Raw genomic sequence first — 11,692 nt, forward strand, 5'->3', positions numbered from 1 at the left:
GTGGAAATAGCGCGAATGCGTTACGTGATGTAATGCAGGGAAGATCTGCCTGAATTCAGCAAATTCGTTCAAAAATCAGTCGATTAGCCAACAAATAATGATCTCACTCCCTCTTGTGCTGAAAAAAACAGCAAATCTTACCGACTGTGATCCCTATTTCATACGGCCTCAGGATCTTTGAAATTCCTAGGCGTTGAAATTCCTAGGCGTAAATAAAATGCTATTGGTTTTTCAACGCCTTAGTAATTTTTTCAAATAGATCGGCGGAAAGATTATCTAACTGTTTTAACTGTGTTAACGCCTGATACATCAGATTTTGACGTGTTTCATCATAGCGTCTTAGACGAATCAACGGCTCGATCAAACGAGAAGCAACCTGCGGATTGCTACTATTTAAAATAATTAACATTTCCACTAAAAACTGATAGCCAGTACCATCCTCAGCATGAAACGCTGTCGGATTCTGTGCAACAAAAGTTCCAATTAGGGCACGTACTCGATTGGGATTCTCCATACTAAATGTCGGATGAGTAAATAAAGTACGTACTGTTGACAAAACATTTTTAGCTGGACTGGTGGCTTGCAGCATAAACCATTTATCCATTATCAAACCATCATGACGCCAACGCTGTTCAAACTCTGCCATCAGCTGTTGACAACTCGGTAATTGGGCCGCCACCGCAGCACTCAAAGCCGCCATCGTGTCAGTCATATTATTAGCCTGATAATATTGCTCGGTGACATACTTATCCGCTTGTTGCTTATCATGGCCAAAAGCCAGATAAAATAAGCATCTATTCCGCAAAGACCGTTTGGCAATATCCCCATGATAGATTCGATACTTAGTCATTTTATTGGCATGATAAACGGCAACAAATTCAGCCGCCATTTCAGTGGCAAATTTTTGGATAATAAAGTTAATAACATTATGGATAGCTATCGGATCGATGATAGCAAACCACTCAGCGACTTCATTTTCTGAAGGTAAAGTAAATAGTTGCGCTTTTAAAGCCGGATCACAGGCTTCATCAAGTAAAACAGATTTGAATGCGTCAATAATATGCTGCGGCAATATTAAATCTTCCCGCTGCTGTTGGCGTACGACATTCTCTTTAATATAAATTGATAGTAGTGATTGCGCAGCATCCCAACGAGCAAAATCATTACTGGCATATTGCATCAATAATGCTAATTGCTCATCAGTGTATGAATAATCCAATTTCACCGGCGCGGAAAATTCACGCAGTAATGAAGGTATTGGCGGCGAATTAACCTGATCAAAAACAAAAGTTTGCTCGGCCTTAACCACATTAAGCACGGAATGCACAGCACGGCCATTATGCTGTAATGGAATTACATTACCTTGCGTATCATACAGCTCAATATCTAGCGGTATATGTAATGGTGATTTTTCTGCTTGATCTGCCGTTGGTACTGTGATTTGACTAATATGTAATAAATATTGCTGTTTTTCCGCTAAATATTCATCTCTGACCGTCACTAAAGGTGTACCCGATTGGCTATACCAACGACGAAAGAGGGTCAAATCAATATTAGAGGCATCTTGCATCGCTTGCACGAAATCATCACAGGTTGCAGCACTACCATCATGGCGGGCGGTATAGAGTTTCATACCCGCCTGAAACTGTTCTTCGCCTAACAGCGTGTGCAACATCCGAATAACTTCCGCCCCTTTTTCATAAACGGTCAAAGTGTAGAAGTTATTCATTTCTATTACTTTTTCCGGACGAATAGGATGCGCCATCGGACTGGCATCTTCTGCAAATTGATGCGCGCGCATCAGCCTGACATTTTCAATCCGATTTACCGAACGAGAACCCAAATCAGAACTAAATTCTTGATCGCGAAAAACGGTTAATCCTTCCTTCAGGCTTAATTGAAACCAATCTCGGCAAGTAATACGATTACCTGTCCAATTATGAAAATATTCATGACCAATCACCGCTTCAATATTCAGATAATCCTTATCCGTTGCCGTTTCTGTTTTGGCCAACACATATTTGGCATTGAAAATATTGAGTCCTTTATTTTCCATCGCTCCCATATTAAAGAAATCAACGGCCACTATCATATAGATATCTAAATCATATTCGTAGCCAAAACGTGTCTCATCCCAACGCATGGCATTTTTCAAAGAGACCATTGCCCAGTCAGCCCGATCAAGGTTACCCTTATCGACAAAAAGTGCTAACGTTACATTACGGCCACTTTGGCTAACATAATTATCATAAAGAACATCAAAATCACCTGCTACCAGGGCGAAAAGATAACTTGGCTTAGGGAAAGGATCTTGCCATTTTACCCAATGACGGCCATCGTTTGTTTCTCCTTTGTCAATCTGATTACCATTGGAGAGCAAATAAGGATAGCGCGATTTATCGGCGGTAATACAAGTTGTAAAACGTGCTAATACATCTGGCCTATCTAAATAATAGGTAATATGACGGAAACCTTCTGCCTCACACTGAGTGCAAAGAACATCAGCTGACACATAAAGCCCTTCTAATGCAGTATTTTTTAGCGGATTTATTTCATTAACTACCTTAAGAACAAAAGTATCAGGCACTGATTCAATAATCAGTTTTCCTGCCTCTTCACGATAGGCTGTCCACGGTTTATCATCAATATGAATAGTGTGCAAAATCAGGTTTTCGCCATCGAGTATTAACACATTAGCCTGTGAATTTAATCGTTTTACTCGGCTAATGGCAGTGACAATGGTGGTTGCAGGATCAAGCACAAAATCCAATTCAATATCGGTAATGGTGTAATCAGGCGCCTGGTAATCCTGACGATATTTCTCTTGTCGCTGTTGCGTCATAGTAAATTTTTACCTGTATCAATTATTGTTATGTTTCAATATGGTCAATTATTTGGCTATAATGATATCTTAAAACCCCTTTCTTTTGATCATAAATCATACCTATGATTAATATTCAATCCGTTTGGTCTTTTATTAACATGTTATTTATTGCCGCAAAAAACTCTGCCGATATAAAAATAATTTGATAATATCAAATAGATGATTAGAATTTTTTATAACTACGCCAGAAATATATATGGAACGGCCTTCACTCTTACCAGCATCAACAGGTATACTCTGGCATATTTTATCTTTAAGTCGAGAGTAATGCTTCCGCGAGGATAGCTAACGCATTATGAATTTAGATGCACCACCTATCATTACATCACTGCTAGATACTGATGCTTATAAACTGCATATGCAACAAGCCGTCTTTCATCACTATAACCAAGTATCGGTTGTAGCAGAATTTCGTTGCCGTAGTGATGAACGACTTGGTAACTATGCTCAGGCTGTACGCCAACAAATAGATTTAATGGCAAATATTGCATTAACGCCAACTGAATACCGCTATCTGCGTGGACTGCCTTTTTTTAAAACTGATTATCTCGATTGGTTAAAGAATTTTCGCTTTAATCCGACGCAGGTTAATGTTTATACCACACAAGAAAATCAGTTAGCGCTAAGAATTAGTGGTCCATGGCGTGAGGTTATTCTTTGGGAAGTACCTCTATTAGCCTTAATCAGTGAACTGGTTCACCGCGATCGCTCGCCCAATGTAACAACCGAAGATGCCATTGAACAGTTACATAAATTGATTAAGCATTTTTATCAAGACGCAAAAACACAAAATATTGATTTAGCTAATTTCAAATTAATGGATTTTGGTACTCGCCGACGTTTTTCTCATGCGGTGCAATACGCTATTGTCAATGAGCTCAAAAACCATTTCCCATATTTTACCGGTACAAGTAATTATAAGCTGGCCCAACAACTCCAGCTTAAACCTGTTGGCACCCAAGCCCATGAGTGGTTTCAAGCTCACCAGCAAATTAGTGCTGATCTCGCTAATAGCCAGCGCGTGGCGCTGCAAAGTTGGCTGGATGAGTATCCCAATCAATTAGGTATTGCACTAACAGACTGTATTACGATGGATGCTTTCCTGCGCGACTTCGATATCACCTTTGCCAATCGTTATCAAGGATTACGGCATGACTCGGGTGATCCGTTAGAATGGGGTGAAAAAGCAATTAGTCATTATAAAAAGCTGGCTATCGATCCGATGAGTAAAACGCTGGTTTTTTCAGATAACCTTGATTTACAAAAAGCATTGATCCTTTATAAACATTTTTATAAACGTATCAATCTTATTTTTGGTATTGGAACCCGTTTAACCTGCAATATTCCTCAGGTTAAACCGCTTAATATTGTGATTAAATTGGTTGAATGTAATGGTAAACCCGTCGCTAAATTGTCTGATAGCCTAGGAAAAACCATCTGTGATGACGATGAATTTATCGTTCGCCTAAAGAAAGCTTTTGATATTCCAAGTACAACGAAGCGGATTGATAACAAACCTAACTGACTATTATGGCAAGTTATTTTATCGATTGTTGCAGCAGGATAAATTAAATTCTTATTACAAAGGCCTTTTCATCTGGTTATTCCCATTTTAAACTTGCTATTTTTACTTGTTTCTTACGCGAGGACAAGTAACATAAGGCCTTCCCCAATCGGGACCAACTTTAAACTACTAAATATCAAAAGAGAGTATTTTATGAACATAGCGCCTGTAGTCGAAGTACTACAAGGCCGTGTAGCGGTAGGCGAAGAAGTAACCGTTCGTGGCTGGGTACGTACAAGGAGAGATTCAAAAGCCGGTTTCTCGTTCCTCGCCGTCTATGACGGTTCCTGCTTTAATCCATTACAGGCTATTGTAAATAATGAACTAGATAATTATGAAACCGAAGTTTTACATCTGACCACCGGTTGCTCGGTTGAAGTAACCGGGATCGTGAAATCATCAGAAGGTCAAGGGCAAAATTTTGAATTATCTGCCACTCAGGTTGTTGTGGTCGGTATGGTGGAAAATCCTGATAGCTATCCAATGGCTGCCAAGCGTCATAGTGTCGAATATTTACGTGAAGTAGCACATCTGCGTCCACGCACCAATCTTATCGGCGCCGTTGCCCGTGTTCGCAATACGCTAGCCCAAGCTATTCATCGTTTCTTTCATGAAGAAGGCTATCTTTGGATCTCAACTCCCATTATCACCGCCTCCGATACCGAAGGTGCCGGTGAAATGTTCCGCGTCTCAACATTAGATTTACAGAATATTCCGCGTACAGAAAAAGGGGATATTAATTTTGATAAAGACTTTTTTGGTCGGGAAGCATTTCTAACCGTATCCGGTCAGCTAAATGGCGAAGCTTATGCCTGTGCATTAAGCACAATTTATACCTTTGGCCCAACGTTTCGCGCAGAAAACTCTAACACCAGCCGCCATTTGGCTGAATTCTGGATGGTTGAGCCTGAAGTCGCTTTTGCCAATTTGGACGATATCGCCAGCCTGGCAGAAAAAATGTTAAAATATGTCTTCAAAGCGGTTTTGCAAGAACGCAATGATGACTTAACCTTCTTTGCCGAACGGATCGATAAAGACGTCATCAACCGGTTGGAAAAATTTGTTGCTTCGGATTTTGCTCAAGTTGACTATAGCGATGCTATTAAAGTGTTAGAACAGTCGGGTCAATCCTTCGAAAATCCAGTGGTTTGGGGTATTGATCTCTCTTCTGAGCATGAACGTTATTTAGCTGAGCAACATTTCAAAGCACCCGTAGTGGTCAAAAATTACCCAAAAGATATCAAAGCTTTTTATATGCGTCTGAATGATGACAATAAAACTGTTGCTGCCATGGATGTATTAGCGCCAGGTATTGGCGAAATTATTGGTGGCTCTCAGCGTGAAGAGCGATTGAATAAATTGGATGCCCGGATGGAAGAAATGGGACTTAACCAACAAGATTACAGCTGGTATCGCGATTTGCGCTGTTATGGTACCGTGCCCCACGCCGGATTTGGACTCGGATTTGAACGCCTGGTCGCTTATGTCACTGGCGTACAAAATATTCGCGAAACCATTCCATTTCCTCGTACTCCACGTAACGCAAGTTTTTAAATATTTAATCTTAAAAAACGAATAAATATTATAATGATAACTGGCCAGTATATCGCTGGCCTTTTTATTTTTAATTATGATAAATAGCAAAAAGTTCCCTTTTATTTATATTTTGAAACACATTGTTTACTTTTGTTACAAATATTGTATTTTTATATCATTTTCAGGGTAGATAAAAATATTTACCAATGGAACACTGGACGCAGAAACGAGACGACACTAAACTCTTAAAGATAGTTCCCAATGGTTGGGAATTTATTTTTGGCAGTGGCAGGTGTCCGAATAACACCAATGAGGGTAATAATAATGATGAAGCGCAATATTCTTGCAATAGTTATCCCGGCGTTGTTAGCTGGTACAGCAAACGCAGCTGAAATCTATAATAAAGACGGCAACAAGCTAGATCTATACGGTAAAGTTGACGTTCGTCACTTCTTTGGCAAAAGCAGTGGTGGCGATGAAGGCGATGATTCGCGTGTTAGTCTTGGTATAAAAGGTGATACTCAAATCTCTGATCAGCTAACTGGTTTTGGTCGTTTCGAATGGGAAACTAAAACCAACAGAAGTGAAGCTGAGAACGAAAACACAAACCGTCTAGCTTATGCCGGTTTGAAAATTGCTGACTTTGGTTCATTCGACTATGGTCGCAACTATGGCGTTCTGTATGATGTCAACGCTTGGACTGGCGTTCTGCCTCTTTATGGTGCAGACTCTATGTCTCAGGCTGACAGCTACTTGACTGGCCGTAACCGTAACCTGTTAACTTACCGTAGTACTGATTTCTTTGGTCTGGTCGATGGCTTGAACTTCGCCTTACAGTATCAAGGCAAAAATACTTCGAGTAATAAATCAGGCAGCTCAGATTACCTGAAAAATAACGGTGATGGCTTCGGTTTATCTGCTAACTACGATATCGGCTGGGGCGTTGCATTGGGTGCTGGTTATGCCAAATCTAATCGTGGTCTGACTGATACGCAAAAAACTGCAAGCGGTGCTGGTGGTAATGGTGCAGAAGCCTGGAACGCCGGTATCAAATATGATGCCAACAACCTGTATCTGGCAGCGATGTACGGCGAAACCTTTAATATGACCCGTTTTGGTAGAACAGTAAACGGTAACGACATGACGCGCGTCGCTAACAAAACTGAAAACTTTGAATTGGTTGGTCAGTATCTGTTCGACGAAATCGGTCTGAAACCATCTATCGCTTATGTGCACTCTAAAGGTAAAGATTTAACTGATCCTGCCTACTCGAAGAAGCAAGATTTAGTGAAATACATTTCTCTAGGTGCTTTCTACTATTTCAACAAAAACCTGACTGCAGTTGTTGATTACAAAATTAACCTAATCGATGGCAACAATGGTTTTGCTGATAAATATGGTATTGGCAGAGACAACCTGGTTGGTTTAGGTTTAGTTTACCAGTTCTAATTATCGCTTAGCGGTGATTTAACAGTAAAAATGAAAACGTAAATTCGAAAAACAGCGATTTAGCGCTGTTTTTTTATCAATTTATGTTAATTGGTAAAATATTGTTACCGGCAAAACAATATCAACCGAATCTAATATCACAAGTTTGCCTTATTTTTACCGCAGAGTGTTGGCAAATCATTTTCATCGCGTTAACCTGAGATCCCTCGATTACCAAATCACAATTGAGTCATTGGAATTATAAATATGTTGGAAAATATTATTGCTGCTCCTGCGGATCCTATTTTAGGTTTAGCAGAGAGTTTTAATGCTGATCCGCGTAAACAAAAAATCAATTTAGGTATTGGTGTTTACAAGGATGAGTCAGGGAAAACCCGCATTCTTTCTTCCGTCAAAAAAGCAGAAAAATATCTGTTAGACAACGAAGTGACTAAAAATTATCTTGCTATCAGCGGGATAGCCGAATTTGCCACCGTTACTCAAACCTTACTGTTTGGCAACAACCATCCAATTATTGCCGAAAATCGTGCCCGCACTTCACAGGCGCCAGGCGGCACCGGTGCATTGCGTATTGCTGCTGAATTTATTGCTAAACAAACCTCTGCCCAACGCGTCTGGATCAGCCAACCAACCTGGCTAAATCACCAGAATGTATTTAAAGCGGCTGGCCTGACATGTTGTCATTACAATTACTATGATGCTGAAAAGCATAATCTGGATTTTGCTGGCATGTTAAGTAGCTTAGAAGATGCAAAACCAGGTGATGTATTATTGCTACATGGTTGCTGTCATAACCCGACCGGTATCGACCCAACACCAGAACAATGGGAAATTTTATCTACTCTGGCAGCTGAAAAAAACTTATTACCAGTTTTTGATTTTGCCTACCAAGGTTTTGCTAAAGGCCTGGACGAAGATGCGCAAGGTTTACGTATTTTTACCAACAAAAACCCTGAAATCATTATTGCCAGTTCCTACTCGAAAAATTTTGGTTTATATAATGAACGAGTCGGTGCCTGTACAATTGTTACTAATAATAGTGAACAAGCAGAGCGAGCGTTTAGTCAAATAAAATCGATTATCCGAGCAAACTATTCTAATCCCCCAGCACACGGTGCAGCCATTGTTACCACGATTTTATCCGATGAATTTCTAAAGAAAGAGTGGATCGAAGAGCTGACAACCATGCGGCAGCGCATCCAACGTATGCGACAGCTATTTGTGAATACATTACAAGAAAAAGGCGTTAAGCAAGATTTTAGTTTTATTAGTAAACAAAACGGTATGTTCTCTTTTAGTGGTCTTAATGAAGAACAAGTAACTCAGCTACGTGAAAAACATGCTATCTATGCAATTAGTTCAGGTCGTATTAACGTCGCTGGCTTAACGTTAGAAAATATGGTTCCTTTATGCAAAGCTATCATTGACGTATTATAAAGAAATAGACTTTTAATTCAGACAGTTACCGATTAGGCCAATACCCTAATCGGTTTTTATTATTAAAAGCCTAACGGCGAAATTGTGGTAACTGAATAAAACTAGCCTTGTAAGAAGGGATTAAATTGCCGTTCGGCCGCCAAATTAGACATTGGCCCATGACCAGGAATAAATTGATAATCCTCACCAAGGGGCAAAATTTTTGTTTTAATTGAGTGGATTAATGTTGCATGATCACCTTTAGGGAAATCAGTGCGGCCAACGCCACCCTGGAAAAGTACATCTCCCATAGAAATTAGATTATCTGCATGATTAACAAAGATAATATGTCCAGGCGTATGGCCTGGGCAATGTAGAACAGCCAGTTTAATGTCAGCAAAAGTAATTTCATCACCCTCTTGCAAGTAGCGATCTGGCGTAAAGTCCGGACATTGCGCAACACCAAACATTTGGCTTTGAATTGCCAATCCGTTGATCAAAAACTCATCTTCTTTTTGCGGACCATAAATTGGCACCGAGAAATGCGCTGCTAACTCAGCACAGCCACCAACATGATCAAAATGACCATGGGTTAATAAGATATACTGTAAATTTAATGAACGCTTTGTAATTTCTGCAATTAATTTTGCTACTTCACCACCCGGATCAACAATAACGGCATCCAAGCTCTTTTCATCCCAAATTAGCGTACAATTCTGCTTAAAATCGGTTACAGGAATAATATCAAATTTCATATGGTAGTAAGTCCATTATTTAAATAAAAATTTATTTAATAATCTAATAGCTTACCATTTTCTGACCGGTCCTGTATCAATATGGACAAAATTACTATTAGGATAATAGCCTACTCCGCCTGCTCGCATTTTTAATGCTGCTTTGCGAATATGGTTAAGTTCGACCCTTGGATATGAAAATCCATTGCTCGGCCATGGGTGTGATAGCTGTTTTTAGCAACCCCACTACTTTTACTTTTACGTCGAAGTGCATTATTGGTTTCGACTGAGCGATAGCCAGAAACTAGTTGAACAGGTTTATTGGTTCCCATTAGTACTTGCAACAAATAAATCTGATCAAATAATTTCGGATCAATAATTTTAATTTTATTATTACGATGATCACGGAATAAATGATTCAAGCGGGTCAATTCAGCGTTATTATAACGACGACCATCAAAAAACTCAGTCTTAAGAAACTCACCGGTATGAAGGTTTTCAAAGCGAAGAATTTTGGGTCGCGGGGTTGTTAATGCCGCAAAGGCATGCCTAGGTAATAAGCTAAAACCCAATGTTATCGCGCCATAACCTAACCATTTTCGTCGATTTTGATCAATATTGTCCATAGCCACTTAACTCAAATAAAAGTAAAAAATAACCAACATATACAATAATTATACCGAATTTATTCCACTACTTTTGTATAATTATGTAAAAAACATAAATGTAACCTTATATAATATCACATTTAATACATGCTAATTATAATTAAATATAACATTATTATAATCTATTGTTACAATAAGTGTATCAAATAGCTCAATATTTATACCTGTCACGCACAAAATAACCCATTATCCGTCAAAATTTTGTTACCACCTGGGTTTAGTCAGTTATTTTGCAAAAGGCATAATTTATCACTAAAAACGATATTTATGCATTTATACTAAGTAAGTTAGAAAATAACACGTGATTGAAATTTAATATAAAAGAGGCTTTTGCCCCTTTTATATTATTTTTATCCATTAATTAAAAGTGGCTCTAATTTCATTTAAATAATTCTTCGCCCCATAAATGACACTGTCATAACCATAAATATCATCCCGAAAATTGGCAACATTTTTGTTATCAACGGCCCATTCCCAGTCGAAACGCAACAAACCCATAAAACGTTATGCAGCCATTAGATGAGCTAAAAATACTTCATTTGGAGAAAAATAGCCCAACGATTTTCGTCCCCGAGTATTAAGTATGTGCTCAAGTTCTGCAATCTCGTTGTCCGTGACTGAGTTGAAGTCCGTTCCTTTTGGGTAAAAACGGCGGATAAGTCCGTTACTGTGTTCATTTAAACCACGCTCCCATGAGTGATAAGGCCTGGTAAAGAAGACATTAGCACCGGTGATCTCAGTTATCTGTTTATGCATGGAGAACTCAGAACCGTTATCGGCCGTCAAAGTTTTAAAGTCACAGAAGGTATTTGCTACAATGTCACGGAAAGCATCTACAACAGTATCAGCGCGTTTATTCGGTAACTTGCGGATAATAATCTGCTTGGTAGCTTTATCCGCTAGAGTCAGTCACGAGTTTCGCAGTCTCTAAAAAAGAAGTATAAATTTAAAAACAAGAAAAAATCAGGATGTTCATATTTTGTCCGGTTATCAATGCATTAAAGATATCTATAAAATATTCTTGCAAGTAAGCAGTAAGCGTGTTGCTTAATAGTGAAATAAGGGTGTTTCGGTGATTGAAGTAAATTTTACGCTGTTCTGAGATGGAAATTCCAAAGACCTGCGCTAAGGAGTAAGAAGGTATCATCAATAAAGGGTCTACGATTCCGTAAAATTTGGGTCATGCAACCGAGGCGCTTGATACCCGCGATGGCGTGTTCAACTGTAATACGGATGCCCGAGATTATTTTATTTTCTTGTTTTTGTTCAGGCGATAAAGGTCTTTTTCGAGTTCCTTTTTTTGGGATTTGTGTATTAGGATGCTGTTTATCTATACCTTGAAAACCGGTATCTGCCCAGATGGTTACCTCAGGAGGAATATGGCGAATTATATCGACTTTATCGAGTAAGCGTTTATCGTGACGGCGCCCATTTTTGCTCA

Annotated in this window: 8 protein-coding genes and 1 pseudogene; 4 read left to right on the plus strand and 5 right to left on the minus strand. The window is 39.2% G+C overall.

The window, feature by feature from the left end:
- Window positions 1–220: 220 nt before the first annotated feature.
- Window positions 221–2,842 carry an aminopeptidase N gene (pepN, locus tag CBG25_RS18790; protein WP_290608572.1) on the minus strand — a complete coding sequence of 874 codons (2,622 nt, stop codon included), beginning with the start codon at window positions 2,840–2,842 and terminating at the stop codon, window positions 221–223.
- Window positions 2,843–3,179: 337 nt separating this feature from the next.
- Here pepN and pncB point away from each other — a divergent pair, with 337 nt between their 5' ends.
- From pncB to CBG25_RS18810, 4 genes are all read left to right on the plus strand, one after another.
- Complete coding sequence (gene pncB, locus CBG25_RS18795; RefSeq protein ID WP_290608573.1) at window positions 3,180–4,409, plus strand: nicotinate phosphoribosyltransferase; 1,230 nt, start codon at window positions 3,180–3,182, stop codon at window positions 4,407–4,409.
- A 192-nt stretch (window positions 4,410–4,601) separates the two neighbouring features.
- Window positions 4,602–6,002, plus strand: coding sequence for an asparagine--tRNA ligase (gene asnS, locus CBG25_RS18800; protein ID WP_290608575.1), 1,401 nt, complete (start codon window positions 4,602–4,604; stop codon window positions 6,000–6,002).
- A gap of 306 nt (window positions 6,003–6,308) precedes the next feature.
- Window positions 6,309–7,433: a porin gene (locus CBG25_RS18805; protein WP_290608576.1), complete on the plus strand. Its 1,125-nt coding sequence runs from the start codon at window positions 6,309–6,311 to the stop codon at window positions 7,431–7,433.
- Between the two features lie 246 nt (window positions 7,434–7,679).
- Window positions 7,680–8,870, plus strand: coding sequence for an amino acid aminotransferase (locus CBG25_RS18810; RefSeq protein ID WP_290608578.1), 1,191 nt, complete (start codon window positions 7,680–7,682; stop codon window positions 8,868–8,870).
- Window positions 8,871–8,971: 101 nt separating this feature from the next.
- On the opposite strand, the gene CBG25_RS18815 is transcribed toward CBG25_RS18810, so the two are convergent.
- The 4 genes and pseudogenes from CBG25_RS18815 to CBG25_RS18830 form a co-directional block, all read right to left on the minus strand.
- Window positions 8,972–9,604: an MBL fold metallo-hydrolase gene (locus CBG25_RS18815; RefSeq protein WP_290608580.1), complete on the minus strand. Its 633-nt coding sequence runs from the start codon at window positions 9,602–9,604 to the stop codon at window positions 8,972–8,974.
- A gap of 51 nt (window positions 9,605–9,655) precedes the next feature.
- Window positions 9,656–10,209 (minus strand): annotated as a pseudogene (locus CBG25_RS18820) (YcbK family protein).
- A gap of 546 nt (window positions 10,210–10,755) precedes the next feature.
- On the minus strand, window positions 10,756–11,160 hold the full coding sequence (locus CBG25_RS18825) for an IS30 family transposase (protein WP_290608582.1): 405 nt from the start codon (window positions 11,158–11,160) through the stop codon (window positions 10,756–10,758).
- A gap of 179 nt (window positions 11,161–11,339) precedes the next feature.
- The coding region (locus CBG25_RS18830) for a transposase family protein (protein ID WP_290603898.1) at window positions 11,340–11,692 on the minus strand (353 nt) is incomplete at its 5' end.

Origin of the sequence: Arsenophonus sp. ENCA (assembly GCF_002287155.1) — a bacterium.
Taxonomy (GTDB): domain Bacteria; phylum Pseudomonadota; class Gammaproteobacteria; order Enterobacterales; family Enterobacteriaceae; genus Arsenophonus; species Arsenophonus nilaparvatae.

Coding starts and splice junctions, on each gene's coding strand:
- pepN (WP_290608572.1), bottom strand. CDS start 2,842: ATGACGCAACAGCGACAAGAGAAATATCGTCAGGATTACCAGGCGCCT.
- pncB (WP_290608573.1), top strand. CDS start 3,180: ATGAATTTAGATGCACCACCTATCATTACATCACTGCTAGATACTGAT.
- asnS (WP_290608575.1), top strand. CDS start 4,602: ATGAACATAGCGCCTGTAGTCGAAGTACTACAAGGCCGTGTAGCGGTA.
- CBG25_RS18805 (WP_290608576.1), top strand. CDS start 6,309: ATGATGAAGCGCAATATTCTTGCAATAGTTATCCCGGCGTTGTTAGCT.
- CBG25_RS18810 (WP_290608578.1), top strand. CDS start 7,680: ATGTTGGAAAATATTATTGCTGCTCCTGCGGATCCTATTTTAGGTTTA.
- CBG25_RS18815 (WP_290608580.1), bottom strand. CDS start 9,604: ATGAAATTTGATATTATTCCTGTAACCGATTTTAAGCAGAATTGTACG.